Below are 18,600 nucleotides of genomic sequence, written 5' to 3'. Positions count from 1 at the left end.
GGGCCCCGGCAACACGGCCGTCACACGACCCCGGGACACGCGGCGCGGAGTTCACGGTCCGGAAACGCGGCGACGACGCCCCCGGAAACAACGCCCCGGCACCGTGAACGCCGCGTCGCCGCCAGGGAAGGGGGCGACCGCGACCCCGACCGTCCCCGGCCCGCCGGGGCCCGTTCCCTCGTTGCGGCCGACGGCCCACGACCCACCTCAGGAGGTTGCCGTGGTCAACACCGGCGACACCGCCTGGATCCTCACCAGCGCGGCTCTCGTGCTGTTGATGACGCCGGGCCTCGCGCTCTTCTACGGCGGCATGGTCCGCGCGAAGAGCGTCCTCAACATGATGATGATGAGCTTCGGAGCCCTCGCGCTGATCACGGTGCTCTGGGTGCTCTACGGCTACTCGTTCGCCTTCGGGGACGACGTCGGCCTGGGCCTGCTCGGCGACCCCGGTGAGTTCTTCGGCCTCAAGGGCCTGATGGAGGACACCACGAGCGAGGCCGGCGGCCTGCCGTCGATGGCCTTCGTCGGCTTCCAGGCGGTCTTCGCGATCATCACCGTCGCCCTGATCTCCGGCGCCATCGCCGACCGCGCCAGGTTCGGCTCCTGGATGGTCTTCGCCGGCATCTGGGCCACCGTCGTCTACTTCCCGGTCGCCCACTGGGTCTTCGACTTCACCCTCACCGACGACGACGGCGTGGTCACCCACACCGGCGGCTGGATCGCCAACGACCTGGCGGCGATCGACTTCGCCGGCGGTACCGCGGTGCACATCAACGCCGGTGCCGCGGGCCTCGCCCTGGCCCTGGTGCTCGGCAAGCGGCGCGGCTTCGGCCGCGAGGCCATGCGCCCGCACAACCTGCCGCTGGTCATGCTCGGCGCCGGCCTGCTGTGGTTCGGCTGGTTCGGCTTCAACGCCGGCTCCGCGCTCGCGGCCAACAACACCGCCGCCGTCGTCTGGGTCAACACCCTCGCCGCCACCGGCGCCGCCGTCCTCGGCTGGCTGGTCACCGAGAAGCTGCGCGACGGCCACGCCACCTCCCTGGGCGCCGCCTCCGGCGCCGTCGCGGGCCTGGTCGCCATCACCCCGGCCTGCTCCGCGGTCTCGCCGGTCGGCGCGATCATCGTGGGCGTCGTCGCCGGCGCGCTGTGCGCCCTCGCCGTCGGCCTGAAGTACCGCCTCGGCTACGACGACTCCCTCGACGTCGTCGGCGTGCACCTCGTCGGCGGCCTCTGGGGCACCCTGGCCATCGGCTTCCTGGCCGACCCCGACGCCCCGGCCGGCGTGGAGAGCCTCTTCTTCGGCGGCAGCGTCGACCAGCTCTGGCGGCAGGCCGTCGGGGCCGGCGCGGTGCTCGTGTTCTCCTTCGTCCTGACGCTGGTGATCGCCGCGGTCGTCAAGGCCGTCATGGGCTTCCGGGTCAGCGAGGAGGACGAGGTCGCCGGCATCGACACGGTCGTCCACGCGGAGTCCGGGTACGACTTCACCAGTCTCGGTGGCGGCAGCGGCTCCGCGCTGCACCAGGCCACCACCCCCAAGACCACGGAAGGGGTCCGGGCATGAAGCTCGTCACCGCCATCATCAAGCCGTTCAAGCTCGACGACGTGAAGAACGCCCTCGAGCTGATCGGGATCACCGGGCTCACCGTCAGCGAGGTCCAGGGCTTCGGCCGCCAGCGCGGCCACACCGAGGTCTACCGCGGCGCCGAGTACCAGGTGGACTTCGTCCCGAAGGTCCGCATCGAGGTCGTCGTCGGCGAGATCGAGGCCGCCCGCGTGGTGGACGCCGTCGTCGAGTCGGCCTCCACCGGCCAGATCGGCGACGGCAAGGTCTGGGTCACCACGATCGACGAGATCGTGCGGGTCCGGACCGGCGAGCGCGGCGAGGACGCGCTCTAGCCGGGTCCCGACCGGAGCCCGTCCGTCGGCCGGGGTGGTGGGGCGACCACCGCCCCGGCCGACGCCGGTGCAGCCCGTCGACCGAACCGACCAGGGGGGACCGTGCCGGACCTGAAGGGGCTGCCCGACCTGCCGCGCGCCGAGCGGGTGCGGGTGCTCGACGCCTGGCTGGGCGGCCTGCTGGCCGACGCCGTGGCCGGCACGCCGCCGCCGCGACAGGGCCGGGGAGGCCCGCCCCCGCGCACCGGCACCGACGGCGTCGCGCTCGTGGCCGTGGGCAGCCTCGGCCGGCGCGAGCCGCCCCCGCACGGCGACCTGGACCTCGTGCTGGTCCACGACGGCCGGCCGGAGGTCGCCGCCCTCGCCGACGCCGTCTGGTACCCGATCTGGGACGCCGGCGTCCGGCTGGACCACTCGGTGCGCTCGGTGGCCGAGGCCGTGTCGGTGGCCTCCACCGACGTGAAGGCCGGCCTCGGCCTGCTCGACGCGCGGCTGGTCGCCGGCGACGCGGCCCTCGCCGCGGCGCTGCGCACCGCCACGCTGGCCAGCTGGCGGCAGTCGGCGTCGAGACTGCTGCCGCAGCTGCGCGACCTGCGCCGCGGCCGCGCCCGCCAGGTCGGCGAGCTGGCCTTCCTCCTCGAGCCCGACCTCAAGGAGGCCTACGGCGGCCTGCGCGAGGGCCAGGTGCTGCGCGCGGTCGCCGCCGCCCAGCTCGGCGACGAGCCCTCCGCCGAGGCCGAGGCGGCCTACTCCTTCCTGCTCGACGTCCGCGACGAGCTGCGCCGCCGCTCGGGCCGGCCCACCGACGTCCTCGTGCGCCAGGAGCAGCGCCCGGTCGCCGCGGCGCTCGGTCTCGCCGACGAGGACGTGCTGCTGCGCGAGGTGAGCCTGGCCGGGCGCCGGCTGGCCTTCGTCGCCGACGACACCTGGCGGCGGGTGGAGGCCGCGCTGGTCCGGCGGCCGCGCGCCCGCTACCGCCGGGTGCGCCGCGAGCCGCTGGCCGAGGGCGTGGTGCGCCAGGGCGACGAGGTGGTGCTCGCCCGCGACGCGCGCCCGGCCGCCGACCCCGGGCTGGTGCTGCGCGGCGCCGCGGCCGCGGCCCGGGCCGACCTGCTGCTGTCGCCCTACACGCTCAAGGTGCTCGCCGTGCACTCGCCGCCGGTGCCCGAGCCGTGGCCGGCCGAGGTGCGCTGGTCCTTCCTGAGGCTGCTGGCCAGCGGCCGCGCGGCGGTGCCGGTCCTCGAGCAGCTGGACCAGGAGGGCCTGCTGGCGCGGCTGCTGCCGGAGTGGGACCGGGTGCGCTCACTGCCGCAGCGCCACCCGTGGCACCGGTTCACCGTCGACCGGCACCTGGTCGAGGCCGCCGCCGCCGCCGCCGAGCTCACCCACGACGTCGACCGGCCCGACCTGCTGCTGGTCGCGGCGCTGCTGCACGACGTCGGCAAGGGCTGGCCCGGCGACCACAGCGTCGTCGGGGAGCCGGTCGCCGCCGGCGTCGCCGAGCGCATGGGCTTCACGCCGGCCGACGTCGCCACCGTGGGCACGCTGGTCCGCCACCACCTGCTGCTGCCCGACACCGCCACCCGCCGCGACATCGACGACCCGGCCACCATCGAGCGGGTCGCCGACACGATCGGCCGGGACGCGCAGGTGCTGCACCTGCTGCACGCCCTGGCGCAGGCCGACGGCGCGGCCACCAGCACCTCGGCGTGGTCGCCGTGGAAGGCGCACCTGGTCGCGCACCTGGTGGCCCGCGTGCAGGCGCACCTCGGCGGCACCGTGGTCGACGGGGCCGACCCCGTGCTGCACCCCACCGAGCCGACGGTCACCCAGGCCGGCGGCGACGGCGCGGTCACCGTGGGGGTCGAGGACGTCGCCGACGGGCAGCAGGTGACCATCGGGGCGCCCGACTCGCACGGCCTGTTCAGCCGGCTCGCGGGGGTGCTCGCGCTCAACCAGCTCGACGTCCGGGCGGCGAAGGTGAACGTCGTCGAGGGCCGGGCGACCGCGGTGTTCGCCGTCCGCCCGCGGTTCGGCCGCGCGCCGCAGCCGACGATCCTGGCCGACGCCGTCCGCGCCGCCCTGGAGGGGACGCTGCCGCTGGCCGACCGGCTGCGCCAGCGCGAGGCCGACTACCGGCAGGACGCCGCCCGCTCCGTGCCGCCGCGGATCTCCTGGCACGACTCGGAGGTCAGCGGGGAGGGGACCAGCATCGTCGAGGTGCGCGCCGGCGACCGGGCGGGCCTGCTGTACCGGCTCACCGCCGCGCTCGTCGCCGAGGGCCTCGACGTCACCTCCGCGCGGATCGAGACCCTCGGGGCCGACGCCGCCGACTACTTCTACGTCTGCAACCCCGCCGGCTGCCCGATCGACGCCGGGCAGCGGGCCCGGGTCGAGGCGGCGCTGGTGGCCGCGGCGCGCGGCGCCGTCCCCGACCCGGCACGCACCGGTGGTGACACGCCGGGCTGAGGCGACCCGGAACTGTCGGTGGCCCGTGCGACCGTCGGGACGAGGCGGGACGGACCGGTCCCGCATCCGACGCCGAGGGGGATCCGCGTGACCGACCAGCAGACCGCAGCCCTGCCGACCTGGCCGTGCCGGGACTGCGGCGAGGACCGCGTGTTCGAGCAGCCGCCGTGCGCCGACGGGCACACCGACGACGCCGGTGGGTGCCCGGAGTGGATCTGCACCGGCTGCGGTGGTGCGCTCCTGGTCGGCGGGGCCGGGGTCGTCGGCGCGGCGGCGGTGCGGCGCGCGGCCTGACAGAGGACCACCCTTCCCCCACGCCTCGCCTGCGCAGGCGGAGGGCCCCTGAAGGGTGGCCGTTCCACCGCCTCACCTGAGGGTGAGCGCCACCCGGCCGGAGGCGGACAGCGCGCCGTCGGTCACGAGGGCGATCCACCCGCCGCGGAGCAGGACCAGCTCGATGAGCTCGTCCACCACGTCGTCGACCACGTCGGGGTGCTCGACGTCGTCCGCGGGCAGGAGGAAGTCGCCGTCCGGGCTCAGGCGGGCCGGATGGACGAACCCCTCCTCGACGGCGAGCATCTCCGGCCGCTCCCGCCGGGCGGCCAGCCAGGCCGCGTCGATGCCCTCGACGACCGCGTGCCGGGAGCGCCGCCGCTCCAGGTGGGCCAGCGCCTCGCCCTGACGGGACAGCAGGTACTCCTCGAGCACCTCGCGGATCCGCGGCGCGAGCACCGGCAAGGGCGCGCGGGTCAGGTCGGCGGGCACCACCCCGGCCAGCCGGGCGGTGTTGCGCGACAGCCGGCGGAAGCGGGCCGCCGTGCGCTCGCCGCCCACCAGGACCAGCGGCGCCGGGTGCAGCCGCAGGTGGGTCCCCAGCGCCCGGTCGACCCGGCGCAGGAAGACGTCGGCGTCCTCGTCCCGCCCCGTGAGCGGGAACGCCGACCGCGGCGGCGGCCGCAGCTCGCCGGCGACGCCCTCGAGCAGCCGCGCCTCCCGGCTCGACAGCAGCAGGACGACGTGCCGCGGCGTGCGGTGCAGGGCGCGGACCAGGTCGCGGGTGGCGAAGGTGGGGTCCACGACGACGCGGTCGGCGACGGGCACCGGCAGGCGCACCACCTCGCGCACCACGCTGTTCACGTAGACCGCGATCCCCGCCCCGGTGGGACCGTGCCGCACGTCGGACACCGCCCCGGCCACGGCGTCGGCCAGGGACGGGTGCGCGCCGTCGCGGGCCAGCCGGTCCGCGGCCTCGGTGGCCAGGCGCTGCAGGCGGCGGGCGTCGTCGTCGGTCATGCGGGGAGCCGGGGTCGTCGCCATCAGCAGGGACACGCACCGGTCGGCGCGGACCGCCTGCAGGAGGAGCACCTGTTCGGGAGAGGGCCACTCGATCCGGACCCGGGTGGCCGTCACGGCGACGGCCAGCCCAGCGCCACGGCGTCCAGCCGCCGGGCCAGGCGGGCGACGGCGCGGTCGAGGACCCGCTCCCGGCGGCGGCCGCGCAGGCCGGGCAGCCGGTGGATGCCGATCCGCACCGGGACGCCGGCGGCGGCCGCGCGCCGGACCACCAGGGTGACCAGCTCGGTCTCCTCCCGGTCGGCCTCCTCGACCAGTCGCGCCGTGAGCGCGGCGTCGAGGGTGACGGGCACCCGGGGGAGGAGCAGGGCGGTGTGCACCTCCAGCCCGGTCTCCCGCGCGGTGCGGTGCGCCTCGTCGAGGACGCCGAGCGCCCCCTCGCGACCGGTGACGACGGCCAGCAGCCGGGACGGGCCGCCCCCGGCCGCCCGCCGCGGCCGGGTCGCCGCGGGCGTCGGATCGGCGGGCGGGGTGGTGACGGTCGGCGGGGTGAGGTCGAGGGTGGTGGCCACGGGAACTCCCACGGTCCGGCGAGGTCTCCCCCGGTCCCGGAGGACCGGCCGCGCCCGGGCAGGAGCCGGGACTGACGGGCGGCGGCTTCGCGGATGCGGTCGGGTACTCCCCTCGCATGAAACACAATACGCGTAATCCGTTTCAGGTACAAACCCGCCCGTGCGGCGCGCGTACGGTGCTGCCGTGGCCGTCTCCTCGCCCGGGTGGACCTTCCTGTCCAACCACGGTCACGTCCTGGTGAGCCTGGCGGCCGACCCGGAGGCCCGGGTCCGCGACGTGGCCGAACGCGTCGGCATCACGGAGCGCGCGGTGCAGATGATCGTGGCTGACCTGGAGGAGGCCGGTTACGTCGTCCGCGAGCGGGTGGGCCGGCGGAACCGCTACACGGTGTCCACCGAGGGGCGCTTCCGTCACCCCCTGGAGGAGCACGTCCGCACGGGTGAGTTCCTCGCCCTGGTGCTCGGGGACACCGCCTCCTCCCGGGGCTGACGGGCGGCACCGGTCGCGGCGGGACCGGTCGGTGCGCTGCTGTCGATACGCTGGAGGGAGGAGGCGCGAGGACCCGTCCGGGTCCGTGCCGTGTCGCCGGTCGCTCTGACCGGCGGGCCGTGCCCGCGACACCCGACGAGGACGTGCTGTGTTCGAGACCCTCTCCGACCGCCTCGACAAGGTCTTCACCGGCCTGCGGGGCAAGGGCCGGCTGACCGACGCCGACATCGACGCCACCGCGCGCGAGATCCGCATCGCGCTGCTCGAGGCCGACGTCGCGCTGCCGGTCGTGCGCGCCTTCATCGCCGCGGTCAAGGAGCGGGCGCGCGGCGCCGCGGTGTCGCAGGCGCTCAACCCGGCGCAGCAGGTCATCAAGATCGTCAACGAGGAGCTCATCGAGATCCTCGGCGGCGAGACCCGGCGGCTGCGCTACGCCAAGCAGTCGCCCACGGTGATCATGCTCGCCGGCCTGCAGGGCTCCGGTAAGACCACGCTGGCCGGCAAGCTCGGCCGCTGGCTGAAGTCCCAGGGGCACGCGCCGCTGCTGGTCGCCGCGGACCTGCAGCGGCCCAACGCGGTCAACCAGCTGTCGATCGTCGCCCAGCAGGCCGGGGTCGACGTCTTCGCGCCCGAGCCGGGCAACGGCGTCGGCGACCCGATCCGGGTGGCCGCCGACTCGATCGAGCACGCCCGCCGCACGATGCACGACGTCGTCGTCGTCGACACCGCCGGCCGGCTGGGCATCGACGCCGAGCTGATGGCGCAGGCCGCCGGCATCCGCGACGCCGTCCAGCCGGACGAGACGCTGTTCGTCGTCGACGCGATGATCGGCCAGGACGCCGTCACCACGGCCGAGGCGTTCCGCGACGGCGTCGGCTTCTCCGGCGTCGTGCTCACCAAGCTCGACGGCGACGCCCGCGGTGGTGCCGCGCTCTCGGTCCGCTACGTGACCGGGCAGCCGATCATGTTCGCCTCCACCGGCGAGAAGCTCACCGACTTCGACGTCTTCCACCCCGAGCGGATGGCCTCGCGCATCCTCGGCATGGGCGACGTGCTCACCCTCATCGAGCAGGCCGAGCAGGCCTTCGACGCCGAGCAGGCCGAGAAGATGGCCGGCAAGCTCGTCAGCCGCGAGGGCTTCACCCTCGAGGACTTCCTCGAGCAGATGATGGCCATCCGCAAGATGGGCCCGATCGCCAACCTGCTCGGCATGCTGCCCGGCGCGGGCGCGATGAAGGAGCAGCTCAAGCAGGTCGACGACCGCGACCTGGACCGCACCGCGGCGATCATCCGCTCGATGACCCCGCAGGAGCGGGTCGACTCGAAGATCATCAACGCGTCACGGCGGGTGCGCATCGCCAACGGCTCGGGCGTGACCGTCACCGAGGTCAACCAGCTGCTGGAGCGCTTCGCCCAGGCCCAGAAGATGATGGGCCAGATGGCCGGCAGCATGGGCCTGCCGGGCATGGGCCCGATGTCGAAGAAGGCCCGCGGCCGGCAGATGCAGGCCCAGTCCTCCAAGAAGGGCAAGGGCAAGAAGGGCAAGGGCGGCGGCAAGGCCCCGGCCCGCCGGCCGATGGGCGCCCCGGGCCTGCCCCCGGGCGCCGGCTTCCCCGGCGGCCTGCCGGGCGGCATGCCCTCGCTGCCGCCGGGCCAGGCGCTGCCGGACCTCAGCAAGCTCGACTTCAGCAAGTTCGGGGACGAGCGGCCCGGGCGGTGACCGCCCCCTCCCTGCACCTGTCCGGGGTCGTCCTCCCCGAGGGCGAGCACCGCGACCTCTGGATCCGCGACGGCCGGGTCACCTTCGAGCGGGTCCCGGGCGCGGAGACCGTCTCCCGGGGCGGCTGGCTGCTCCCGGGCCTGGTCGACGCGCACTGCCACGTCGGCATCGGCCGCGGCGGGGTCCCCGTCGAGGACCTCGCCGGGCTGCGCGAGCAGGCGCTGGCCGAGCGGGCCGCCGGGGTGCTGGCGCTGCGCGACTGCGGCTCGCCGGTCGACACCCGGGCGCTGGACGACGAGCCCGACCTGCCGACGATCGTCCGCGCCGGCCGGCACCTGGCCGCCACCCGGCGCTACATCCCGGGGCTGGCCGTCGAGCTGGAGCCGGCCGGGCTGGTCGAGCAGGTGCGGGTGCAGGCCCGCCGCGGTGACGGCTGGGTGAAGCTGGTCGGCGACTGGATCGACCGGTCGGTGGGCGACCTCGCGCCCGAGTGGCCGGCCGACGTCGTGGCCGAGGCGATCGCGGCGGCGCACGAGGAGGGCGCGCGGGTCACCGCGCACACCTTCGGCACCGACGCGCTGCCGGACCTGATCCGCGCCGGCATCGACTGCGTCGAGCACGGCACCGGGCTCACCGAGGACCTGGTCGGCGAGATGGCCGCGCGCGGCACCGCCGTCGTCCCGACGCTGGTCAACGTGGAGAACTTCCCCGGCTTCGCCGCCGCGGGGGAGCGGAGGTTCCCGGCGTACGCGAGCACGATGCGGCGGCTGTACGCGTCCTCCGGTGCGGTGGTGCGGGCGGCGTTCGAGGCCGGCGTGCCGGTCTTCGCCGGCACCGACGCCGGCGGCGGCATCGAGCACGGCCGGATCGCCGACGAGGTCCGCGCGCTGTGCGACGCCGGCCTGCCCGCCGAGGCCGCGCTGGCCGCGGCGTCGTGGTCCGCGCGGGCCTGGCTGGGCCTGCCCGGCATCGAGGAGGGCGCGCCGGCCGACCTCACCGTCTACGACGGCGACCCGCGCGCCGACCTCGGCGTCCTGGCCCGGCCGCAGCTCACGGTGCTGCGCGGCCGGGTCGTCTGAGCGCGGTCAGACGTCGAGCCGGCGGCGGCGCAGGCGGTGCCGAACTCGGTGACGGGGCCGGTCAGGTCGGTGACCGCGGTGATGACGTCGCCGCCGGACCGCACGTCGTCGATCGCGGCGTCGGTGGCCGCCGACACGGCGTCGGCGGCGGCGAGCACCGGCGCGCCGGCGTCCCGGTGGCCAGGCGGCGGGGCGTGCGCACGGGGACTCCAGGGTGGTCGAGCCGGGTGTCGGCGGGGGAGAGGCCGCCGGTCGGCGGCTCGCCGGGGACGACCGTCGCGGCCGGGACTTGCGCCGCTCCTGCGGGCCGCTGACCGCGCGGCACAACCCGTTCGCGCGCCCTGGGAGACTCGTGCCGTGCTGTTGCGGATGTCCTCCCTGTTCCTGCGCACCCTGCGCGACGACCCGGCCGACGCCGAGGTCCCCAGCCACCGTCTGCTCGTGCGGGCCGGCTACATCCGCCGGGCCGCGCCGGGCGGCTTCACCTGGCTGCCGCTGGGCTACCGGGTCTTCCGCAACGTCGAGCGCGTCGTCCGCGAGGAGATGGACCGGATGGGCGCGCAGGAGGTCCACTTCCCGGCGCTGCTGCCCCGCGAGCCCTACGAGGCGACCAACCGCTGGACCGAGTACGGCCCCAACCTCTTCCGGCTGCAGGACCGCCGGGGCGCCGACTTCCTCCTCGGCCCCACGCACGAGGAGATGTTCACGCTCCTGGTGAAGGACCTGTACTCCTCGTACAAGGACCTGCCGCTGTCGCTGTACCAGATCCAGACCAAGTACCGGGACGAGGCGCGGCCCCGGGCCGGGCTGTTCCGCACCCGCGAGTTCACGATGAAGGACAGCTACTCCTTCGACGTCGACGACGCGGGGCTGGACGCCTCCTACGCCGCGCACCGCGCCGCCTACGTCCGGATCTTCGACCGGCTGGGCCTGGAGTACGTGATCGTCTCGGCGATGTCGGGCGCGATGGGCGGCTCCAGGAGCGAGGAGTTCCTGCACCCGACCGAGATCGGCGAGGACACCTTCGTCCGCTCGCCCGGCGGGTACGCGGCCAACGTCGAGGCGGTCAGCACCGTCGTCCCCGAGCCGCTGCCGATCGAGGGCCTGCCCGAGGCGCACGTCGAGGACACCCCCGACACCCCGACCATCGAGACGCTGGTCGCCGTCGCGCGGGAGCTGTTCCCCGACGCCGGCTACACGGCCGCCTCGACGCTCAAGAACGTCGTCGTCACGCTCGTGCACCCCGACGGCACCCGGGAGCCGCTGGTGATCGGCATCCCCGGCGACCGCGAGGTCGACGCCAAGCGGCTGGAGGCGCAGGTGGCGCCGGCGGAGGTGGAGCCGTTCACCGACTTCGAGGCGCACCCGGCGCTGGTCAAGGGCTACATCGGCCCGCAGGTGCTCGGGAAGGACAGCGAGTCGGGCATCCGCTACCTCGTCGACCCCCGCGTCGTCCCCGGCACCCGCTGGGTCACCGGCGCCAACGAGCCCGGCAAGCACGTGTTCGACCTGGTGGCCGGCCGCGACTTCTCGTGGGACGGCACCGTCGAGGCCGCCGAGGTGCTGCCGGGCGACCCCGCGCCCGACGGCTCGGGCCCGCTGGAGCTCGCCCGGGGCGTGGAGATCGGGCACATCTTCCAGCTGGGCCGCAAGTACGCCGACGCCTTGGGCCTGCAGGTGCTCGACGAGAACGGCAGGCTCGTCACGGTCACCATGGGCTCCTACGGCATCGGCGTCTCCCGCGCCGTCGCCGCGATCGCCGAGTCCACCCACGACGAGCTGGGCCTGGTCTGGCCGCGCGAGATCGCCCCGGCCGACGTGCACGTCGTCGCCACCGGCAAGGACGCCGCGGTGTTCGAGGCCGCGCAGGCGCTGTCCGACGAGCTGGTCGCCGCCGGGCTGACCGTCCTCTACGACGACCGGCCGAAGGTGTCGCCCGGGGTCAAGTTCAAGGACGCCGAGCTGCTCGGGATGCCGACCATCGTGACCGTCGGCCGCGGGCTCGCCGACGGCGTCGTCGAGCTGCGCGACCGGGCGACGGGCGAGCGGTCGGAGGTGCCGGTGGCCGACGCCGCCGCCGCGGTGCTCGCTCAGGTCCGGCCGGGGACCAGCTCGACCTCGTAGCCGTCGGCGTCCTCGAGGTAGGCCGCCCGGTGCCGCGGGCCGCCGGCGAACGGGTGGCGGTCGGCGAACAGCAGCCGCCACCCGTGCGCCGGCGCCGCGGCCACCAGCGCGTCGACGTCGTCGGCGGTGCCGGCCCAGAACGCGAGGTGGTTGAGGCCTGGCCGGCGGCGCTCGTGGGTGTCCGCGGCGAGGTCCGGCGACCGCTCGACGACGACGTAGACGTCGCCGAGCCGCCAGGACCGGCCGTGCTCCCACGACTGGTACGGCTGCGCGCCCAGCGCGGTCAGCAGCCAGCCCCACGAGCGCTCGGCGCGGGCCAGGTCGGGCACCCACAGCTCGACGTGGTGGAGCAGACCCCGGCTGGTCATGGCACGCCTCCCGGCATCTGGCATCATGGTCGGTCGAACACGGCGGTGCGCGGCCCTCTCACCGACGCCGGCCGTGTCCCTGGCTCCGCCCCGGCGTAACCCCACGCGTCCGTCCGGCGAGCACCGACGAACAGCGTTCGAGGAGATTCCGAGCCACCGTGGCCACCAAGATCAAGCTCATGCGTCTGGGCAAGATGCGTGCTCCGTACTACCGCATCGTCGTCGCCGACTCGCGCACCAAGCGCGAGGGCCGCGTCATCGAGACGATCGGCAAGTACCACCCGAAGGAGGAGCCCTCCTTCATCGAGGTCGACAGCGAGCGCGCGCAGTACTGGCTGGGCGTCGGCGCGCAGCCGACCGAGCCGGTCGCGGCCATCCTCCGCGTCACCGGTGACTGGCAGAAGTTCAAGGGCGAGCCGGCCCCGCCGCCCATGAAGGTCGCCGCCCCCAAGCCCGACCGCAAGGCCCTCTACGAGGAGGCCGTCCGCAGCGCCGGCGAGGAGCCGGCCGCCGGTGCGACCACCCCGAAGAAGAAGGCCGCTCCCAAGGCCGACGACGCCGCCGCCACGGTGGCCGAGGCCGCCGGTGCCGGTGGCGAGGGCCCGGCCGCCGGCGCCACCACGACGCCCGCCGAGTAAGACGTGCTCGAAGAGGCGCTCGAGCACCTGGTCAAGGGCATCGTCGACCACCCGCGCGACGTCACCGTCGACCTGGTCGGCGGCCGTCGCGGCAAGACCCTCGAGGTCCGGGTCCACCCCGACGACCTCGGCAAGGTGATCGGTCGCGGCGGGCGCACCGCCAAGGCGCTGCGCACCGTCATGACCGGCGTCGGCGGCCGCGGCCTGCGGGTCGACGTCGTCGACACCGACGGGCGCTGAGCCGCGCGGCTTGGACGCGCAGAACCCCTCCACCGACACCGTGGTGGTCGGCCGCATCGGCCGGCCCCACGGTGTCCGTGGTGAGGCCACCGTCGAGGTCCGCACCGACGACCCCGGGAAGCGCTTCCGCCCCGGCGCCGTCCTGCGCACCGTCCCCGTCGAGCGCGGTCCGCTGACCGTCGCCGGCGCCCGCTGGCACCGCGAGGTGCTGCTGCTCGCGTTCGAGGGCTACGACAGCCGCGAGACCGTCGAGACCCTCCGCGACACCCTGCTCGAGGTCCCGGTCGCCGACCTCCCGGCGCTGGAGGACCCCGACGACTTCTACGACCACCAGCTCGTCGGCCTGGCCGCCCGGCTGGCCGACGGCACGCCGCTGGGCGAGGTCACCGCGGTCCGCCACGAGGGCGCGGACCTGCTGGTCGTCGACCGCGGCGAGGCCGGCGAGCTGCTGGTCCCGTTCGTCACGGCGATCGTGCCGACCGTCGACGTACCCGGCGGGTTCGTCGTCGTCGACCCGCCCGAGGGGCTGCTCGACCTGTGAGCGACCCGTACCGCATCGACGTCGTCACGATCTTCCCGGAGTACCTGGCGCCGCTCCGGCAGTCGCTGCTCGGGAAGGCCGCCGAGCGCGGCCTGGTGGCCATCGGCGTGCACGACCTGCGGCAGTGGACCGAGGACGTCCACCGCACCGTCGACGACGCCCCCTACGGCGGCGGCCCCGGCATGGTCATGCGCCCCGAGCCGTGGGCGCGCGCCCTGGAGGCCGTCCGCCCGCCCGGCACCCGGCTGGTCGTGCCCACACCCGCCGGGCGCCCGTTCACCCAGGCCGTCGCCGCCGAGTGGGCCGCCGAGCCCGGGCTGGTGTTCGCCTGCGGCCGCTACGAGGGCATCGACCAGCGGGTGGCCGAGTGGGCCGCCGCGTCCGGGCCGGTGTCGGAGGTCTCGATCGGCGACTACGTGCTGGCCGGCGGCGAGTCCGCGGTGCTCGTGATGGTGGAGGCGGTCACCCGGCTGATCCCCGGCGTCGTCGGCAACCGCGAGTCGGTGGCGTTCGACTCGCACGCCGACGGGCTGCTGGAGGGTCCCTCCTACACCCGGCCGGCGTCCTGGCGCGGGCTGGACGTCCCGCCGGTGCTGCTCTCCGGCGACCACGCCGCGATCGCCCGCTGGCGCCGCGCGGAGTCGCTGCGGCGGACCGCGACCCGGCGTCCCGACCTGCTGGCCGCGCTGCCCGAGGACGCGCTGTCGCCCGCCGACCGGGCGGTCCTCGACGGTGCCTGACCGCGCCTGGGTGCGTCCCACGGCGCGGGTCGTCGTCCTCGACCCCGACGGGCGGGTGCTGCTGCTCGGCGCCCGGCTGACCGACCCCGCCGTCCCGCCCGGCGACGTGCTGTTCTGGTACACGCCCGGCGGGGGAGTGGAGGACGGCGAGACCGTCCGCGAGGCCGCCGCCCGCGAGCTGGCCGAGGAGATCGGCCTGGTCGTCGACCCCGCGGCCCTCGAGGGCCCGGTGTGGTTCCGGCGGCACGTCGGCCCGTTCGCCGGGGTGCAGATCGACTCGCGGGAGACCTTCTTCGTCCTGCGCGACGTCGTCCACGAGGTGGACGCCACCGGCCGCACCGAGCTGGAGCTGCTCGGGGAGGAGCCGCACCGGTGGTGGTCCGCCGCGGAGATCGCCGCGGCGGACGTGGAGTTCGCGCCCCGCGAGCTCGCCGCGGTGCTGCCCGAGCTGCTGGCCGGGCCGTGGCGCCGGCCACCCCGCGTGGTCGACTGACCGGCGCGGGGACCAGCCCGCCCCGGCCCGCGCTCGGCAGGGTGGCGCCCGTGTGGCACAGTAGAGAGTCGCTGCAGACCGGAGGCGCCGCCGACGGGCACTCCTCCCGGAGTCGCAGCCACCTGGTCCGGAGCGTGGGGCACCCCGATGCCCGGGCCGACGACGAGCCAACGCTGAGACCGAGGAATGCTGCGATGAACACCCTGGACGTACTCGACGCCGACTCGCTGCGCGACGACATCCCCGAGTTCCGCCCCGGGGACACCGTCAAGGTGCACGTCCGCGTCGTCGAGGGCAACCGCTCGCGCATCCAGGTCTTCCAGGGCGTCGTGATCCGGCGCCAGGGCGGCGGGATCCGCGAGACCTTCACCGTCCGCAAGGTCAGCTTCGGCGTGGGCGTGGAGCGCACCTTCCCGGTGCACACCCCGGTCGTCGAGAAGATCGAGGTGCTGACCCGCGGTGACGTCCGCCGGGCCAAGCTCTACTACCTGCGTGAGCTGCGCGGCAAGGCCGCCAAGATCAAGGAGCGTCGCGAGACCGTCGCGCGCTGACCACCCCCGGCTCCGGCCGGACGACTCCGGGCCGGTCCGACCCGGCCTGACCACGGCGGGTCCTCCGCGGCCGTACGCTGGCTCCCGATGAGCAGCGATCGGTCCGGAGGGCCCGCCGACGTCGTCCCGGGGGACGACCCCACGCCCGAGCGGCCGGACACCGGTGGCCACCGCCGCACCTGGCGGCGGCGGGACGAGCCGGAGAAGAAGAGCTCGTTGCTGCGCGAGCTGCCCGTGCTGCTGCTCGTGGCCTTCGTGCTCGCGCTGCTGGTGAAGACCTTCCTCGCGCAGGCCTTCTTCATCCCCTCCGGGTCGATGGAGCAGACGCTGCACGGCTGCACCGGCTGCACCGGGGACCGCGTCCTGGTGAACAAGGTCCCGTACTGGTTCGGCGACCCCGAGCCCGGCGACATCGTCGTCTTCGAGGGGCCGGACACCTGGACGCCCGAGGTCGAGGTCTCCGAGCCCTCGAACTGGTTCACCGGCGGGCTGCTGTGGCTGGGCCGGGCCGTCGGCGTGGCGCCGCCGAGCGAGGACGACTACGTCAAGCGCGTCATCGCCGTGGGCGGCCAGACCGTGCAGTGCTGCGACGCCGAGGGCCGGGTGACCGTCGACGGCGAGCCGCTCGACGAGCCCTACATCTACGAGGACACCCCGCTGGAGTCCCGCGCCTTCGGCCCCGTCACCGTGCCCGAGGGCCGGCTGTGGGTCATGGGGGACCACCGGTCGGCCTCGGCCGACTCCCGCTCGCACGTCGGCGACCGCTACGGCGGCACCGTCGCCGTCGACGACGTGATCGGCAAGGCCGCGCTGATCGTCTGGCCGGTGTCCCGGTTCGGCACGCTGGACTCCCCGGACATCCAGGGCACGGAGGCGGCCGCCGCCGCGGGCGCGGTCGGCCAGGTGCTCCCGCTGGGTGCAGGCCTCGCCGGCGCGCTGCCGGTCGCGGCGTGGAACCGCCGGCGCCGGCTGCGCCGCCCGCCCCCGGGCTGACCTCCGCCCGCCTCCCGACGGCGCCGTCCCTCCCCGAGGGACGGCGCCGTCGTCTTCCGCGCGCCATTCCCGCAAACGGCGTCCCCATGTCGACAAATGCGGAACGGTCACCTCTCCGGTTTCTCGTGTGACGGGAGCTACCAATAGCGGGTGCGGAAAAAATCCCCAGGAAGTGTTCAAGGACCGCGCCATTCATCCCGATGGAGTAGTCGAGAGCAACCCGGTCCACCGAAATGGAGAAAGTCGTGTCCGCACCCCTGGCGAGCGCTGCCCGAGGCGTCACCCGCGTGCTCCTCCTCGCCGACGCCCCCGTCCTGCGGCGCGGCCTGGTCAGCATGATCAACGAGACCGCCGGCATGCAGTCGGTGGGCACCCCCGGCGAGCTGCGCCGCGCCCTCACCCTCGTCGAGACCGCCCGGCCCGACGCCGTGGTCGTCGAGATGGGCGCCGGCCGCGCCGCCACCCTCAACGTCGTCCGCGACCTGCGCCGCCGCTTCCCGCGGGTCGCCGTCGTCGCCCTCGCGACCTCGGAGGACCCGGCCGTGGTCAACGAGGCCGTCGCCGCCGGTGTCCGCGGCTACCTGATGCTCAACACCTCGCCGACCCTGCTCGGCTGGGCGATCCTGGCCGCCCGCGCCGGCCGGACCGTCGTCGACCCGCAGATCCGCCGCGTCGAGCCCGCCGCCGCCCCGGTCGGCAAGCCGCTGACCCCCGAGGTGCCGCTCACCCGGCGCGAGCAGGACGTCCTCGACGAGCTGCTGCAGGGTCAGTCCAACCGGCAGATCGGCCGCAACCTGTTCATCAGCGAGGACACCGTCAAGTCGCACGTGAAGGCGATCCTGCGCAAGCTCGGCGCCCGCGACCGCGCGCACGCCGTCTCGCTGGTCCTGTCCTCCCGCTCCTCCGGCACCTGCACCTGCGGCGCCCACGCGCTGACCGCCCCCGCCCCGGCTCCGGCCGAGGTCTGATCCCGGCGCCCGGGCCCGGCAGCACCGCGCCGGGTCCGGCGCCCCCCGGCCGGCCGTCCGCCTCCTCGGCGGCCGGACCGGGACGACGGGCCGGCCCCCTCTGACCCCGGGGGCCGGCCCGCCGCCGTCTGCGCGCCGGCCAGTCCCGCCGTCCCGGGGGCGGGTCGTGTCCCCGGGGCGTCGTAGTGTCGGACGGCGATGGCAGGCCGTCTTCCCCCCGCTCACCGGGCCGCCGCGACGCCGGCCGCCCGCACCCGGCGTCCCGACCCCGCCGGCGACCCGGGCCGCGACGAGTCGCTCTGGGACATGGAGCGGTCGCTGCGCCGGCGCGGCTTCTCCGCCGTCGCAGGCGCCGACGAGGCCGGCCGCGGCGCGTGCGCCGGACCGCTGGTCGCCGCCGCGTGCGTGCTCCCCGCCGGTCGCCGCGGACGGGTCCCCGGGCTGGCCGACTCCAAGCTCCTGACCGCCGCGGCGCGGGAGCGGGTCTACGCCGAGGTCGTCGACCGCGCGCTGTCCTGGTCGGTCGTGGTCATCCCGGTGGCCGACCTCGACGCGCGCGGCATGCACGTCACCAACCTCGAGGCGCTGCGCCGCGCGGTCAGCGCGCTGGACCCGCCGGCGGACTACGTGCTCACCGACGGGTTCTCCGTGCCCGGCCTCGGGGTGCCGGCCCTGGCCGTGTGGAAGGGCGACCGGGTCGCCGCCTGCGTGGCCGCGGCGTCGGTGCTGGCCAAGGTGACCCGGGACCGGATCATGCTCGACGTGCACGAGCGCTTCCCCGAGTACGACTTCGCGGTGCACAAGGGCTACACGACCGAGGCGCACACCGCCGCGCTGGAGCGTCACGGGCCCTGTCCCGAGCACCGGTCGCGCTTCGTCAACGTCGTCCGCGCCCGCGACGCGCGCGCCGTCCGGGAACTCCAGCTCACCGCTGCCGGCGGCATGGTCGATGATGGGGGCATGCGCACGATCTCCGGAGAGCCGCGATGAGCACCGAGGACCTGGAGAAGTACGAGACCGAGATGGAGCTGCAGCTCTATCGCGAGTACCGGGACATCGTCCGGCAGTTCACCTACGTGGTGGAGACCGAGCGGCGCTTCTACCTGGCCAACGCCGTCGACCTGCAGGTCCGCGAGGCCGGCGGCGAGGTGTTCTTCGAGCTCAAGCTGTCCGACGCCTGGGTCTGGGACATGTACCGGCCGGCGCGGTTCGTCCGCAACGTGCGGGTGCTGACGTTCAAGGACGTCAACGTCGAGGAGCTGGACAAGCCCGACCTCGAGCTGCCCGACGGGCCCCGCATCACCTGATCGCATCCGCACACCCGGGAGACTGACCGCCCGGGCCGACGGGACCGCCCGCGCCCTCCACAGCCCGGGCCGCCGTCCACAGACCGCCGTGCCGGACCGTGCCGGGCGCCTGCCCGGG

The 18,600-nt window shown here is 75.3% G+C and carries 21 protein-coding genes; 18 read left to right on the top strand and 3 right to left on the bottom strand.

Features of this window, described 5'->3' with window-relative positions; translation table 11 throughout:
- Positions 1-220: 220 nt before the first annotated feature.
- The 4 genes from ACI8AB_RS12785 (at position 221) to ACI8AB_RS12770 (ending at position 4,659) form a co-directional block, all read left to right on the top strand.
- The gene (locus tag ACI8AB_RS12785) at positions 221-1,561 is read left to right on the top strand and encodes an ammonium transporter (protein ID WP_456950423.1); all 1,341 of its coding nucleotides are present in this window, start codon (positions 221-223) and stop codon (positions 1,559-1,561) included.
- Positions 1,558-1,896, top strand: coding sequence for a P-II family nitrogen regulator (locus ACI8AB_RS12780; protein WP_073421809.1), 339 nt, complete (start codon positions 1,558-1,560; stop codon positions 1,894-1,896). Before ACI8AB_RS12785 ends, ACI8AB_RS12780 begins: the two co-directional genes overlap by 4 nt.
- Positions 1,897-1,998: 102 nt before the next feature.
- The gene (locus tag ACI8AB_RS12775) at positions 1,999-4,365 is read left to right on the top strand and encodes a [protein-PII] uridylyltransferase (protein WP_456950422.1); all 2,367 of its coding nucleotides are present in this window, start codon (positions 1,999-2,001) and stop codon (positions 4,363-4,365) included.
- An 87-nt stretch (positions 4,366-4,452) separates the two neighbouring features.
- Positions 4,453-4,659, top strand: a complete 207-nt coding sequence (locus tag ACI8AB_RS12770) for a hypothetical protein (protein ID WP_456950421.1) — start codon at positions 4,453-4,455, stop codon at positions 4,657-4,659.
- A 72-nt stretch (positions 4,660-4,731) separates the two neighbouring features.
- Here ACI8AB_RS12770 and ACI8AB_RS12765 read toward each other — a convergent pair whose 3' ends face one another.
- Positions 4,732-5,775 (bottom strand): baeRF3 domain-containing protein, encoded by a 1,044-nt coding sequence (locus tag ACI8AB_RS12765; RefSeq protein ID WP_456950420.1) that lies wholly within the window; start codon positions 5,773-5,775, stop codon positions 4,732-4,734.
- On the bottom strand, positions 5,772-6,230 hold the full coding sequence (locus ACI8AB_RS12760) for a hypothetical protein (protein WP_456950419.1): 459 nt from the start codon (positions 6,228-6,230) through the stop codon (positions 5,772-5,774). Before ACI8AB_RS12760 ends, ACI8AB_RS12765 begins: the two co-directional genes overlap by 4 nt.
- A gap of 184 nt (positions 6,231-6,414) precedes the next feature.
- On the opposite strand from ACI8AB_RS12760, the gene ACI8AB_RS12755 reads away from it, so the two are divergent.
- From ACI8AB_RS12755 to ACI8AB_RS12740, 4 genes are all read left to right on the top strand, one after another.
- Complete coding sequence (locus tag ACI8AB_RS12755) at positions 6,415-6,720, top strand: helix-turn-helix transcriptional regulator (RefSeq protein WP_456950418.1); 306 nt, start codon at positions 6,415-6,417, stop codon at positions 6,718-6,720.
- Positions 6,721-6,868: 148 nt separating this feature from the next.
- Complete coding sequence (ffh, locus tag ACI8AB_RS12750) at positions 6,869-8,440, top strand: signal recognition particle protein (RefSeq protein WP_456950417.1); 1,572 nt, start codon at positions 6,869-6,871, stop codon at positions 8,438-8,440.
- On the top strand, positions 8,437-9,519 hold the full coding sequence (locus ACI8AB_RS12745; RefSeq protein WP_456950416.1) for an amidohydrolase family protein: 1,083 nt from the start codon (positions 8,437-8,439) through the stop codon (positions 9,517-9,519). The genes ffh and ACI8AB_RS12745 overlap by 4 nt, the downstream gene beginning before the upstream one ends.
- Positions 9,520-9,876: 357 nt before the next feature.
- Positions 9,877-11,643 carry a proline--tRNA ligase gene (locus tag ACI8AB_RS12740; protein ID WP_456950415.1) on the top strand — a complete coding sequence of 589 codons (1,767 nt, stop codon included), beginning with the start codon at positions 9,877-9,879 and terminating at the stop codon, positions 11,641-11,643.
- Here ACI8AB_RS12740 and ACI8AB_RS12735 read toward each other — a convergent pair.
- Entirely contained in the window at positions 11,610-12,011 is a 402-nt protein-coding gene (locus tag ACI8AB_RS12735) for a VOC family protein (protein ID WP_456902627.1), read from the bottom strand. The two genes, ACI8AB_RS12740 and ACI8AB_RS12735, sit on opposite strands and share 34 nt — an antisense overlap.
- Before the next feature lie 158 nt (positions 12,012-12,169).
- On the opposite strand from ACI8AB_RS12735, the gene rpsP reads away from it, so the two are divergent.
- From rpsP to ACI8AB_RS12685, 10 genes are all read left to right on the top strand, one after another.
- On the top strand, positions 12,170-12,649 hold the full coding sequence (rpsP, locus tag ACI8AB_RS12730) for a 30S ribosomal protein S16 (protein WP_456950414.1): 480 nt from the start codon (positions 12,170-12,172) through the stop codon (positions 12,647-12,649).
- 3 nt (positions 12,650-12,652) lie between these two features.
- Positions 12,653-12,889 (top strand): RNA-binding protein, encoded by a 237-nt coding sequence (locus ACI8AB_RS12725; RefSeq protein ID WP_387993447.1) that lies wholly within the window; start codon positions 12,653-12,655, stop codon positions 12,887-12,889.
- A 10-nt stretch (positions 12,890-12,899) separates the two neighbouring features.
- Positions 12,900-13,430, top strand: a complete 531-nt coding sequence (rimM, locus tag ACI8AB_RS12720) for a ribosome maturation factor RimM (protein WP_456950413.1) — start codon at positions 12,900-12,902, stop codon at positions 13,428-13,430.
- Positions 13,427-14,170: a tRNA (guanosine(37)-N1)-methyltransferase TrmD gene (gene trmD, locus ACI8AB_RS12715; RefSeq protein ID WP_456950412.1), complete on the top strand. Its 744-nt coding sequence runs from the start codon at positions 13,427-13,429 to the stop codon at positions 14,168-14,170. Before rimM ends, trmD begins: the two co-directional genes overlap by 4 nt.
- Positions 14,163-14,663, top strand: coding sequence for an NUDIX hydrolase (locus tag ACI8AB_RS12710; RefSeq protein WP_456950411.1), 501 nt, complete (start codon positions 14,163-14,165; stop codon positions 14,661-14,663). Before trmD ends, ACI8AB_RS12710 begins: the two co-directional genes overlap by 8 nt.
- Positions 14,664-14,857: 194 nt before the next feature.
- Positions 14,858-15,214: a 50S ribosomal protein L19 gene (rplS, locus tag ACI8AB_RS12705; RefSeq protein WP_387993438.1), complete on the top strand. Its 357-nt coding sequence runs from the start codon at positions 14,858-14,860 to the stop codon at positions 15,212-15,214.
- A gap of 87 nt (positions 15,215-15,301) precedes the next feature.
- Positions 15,302-16,207: a signal peptidase I gene (gene lepB / locus ACI8AB_RS12700; protein WP_456902629.1), complete on the top strand. Its 906-nt coding sequence runs from the start codon at positions 15,302-15,304 to the stop codon at positions 16,205-16,207.
- 245 nt (positions 16,208-16,452) lie between these two features.
- Positions 16,453-17,175, top strand: coding sequence for a LuxR C-terminal-related transcriptional regulator (locus ACI8AB_RS12695; RefSeq protein ID WP_387993432.1), 723 nt, complete (start codon positions 16,453-16,455; stop codon positions 17,173-17,175).
- Between the two features lie 198 nt (positions 17,176-17,373).
- Entirely contained in the window at positions 17,374-18,165 is a 792-nt protein-coding gene (locus ACI8AB_RS12690; protein ID WP_456950410.1) for a ribonuclease HII, read from the top strand.
- Positions 18,162-18,482, top strand: a complete 321-nt coding sequence (locus tag ACI8AB_RS12685; RefSeq protein ID WP_387993427.1) for a DUF2469 domain-containing protein — start codon at positions 18,162-18,164, stop codon at positions 18,480-18,482. The genes ACI8AB_RS12690 and ACI8AB_RS12685 overlap by 4 nt, the downstream gene beginning before the upstream one ends.
- Positions 18,483-18,600: the final 118 nt, after the last annotated feature.

The organism is Geodermatophilus sp. SYSU D00698 (assembly GCF_054050335.1).
This window is presented reverse-complemented; position numbering and strand designations above follow the sequence as displayed.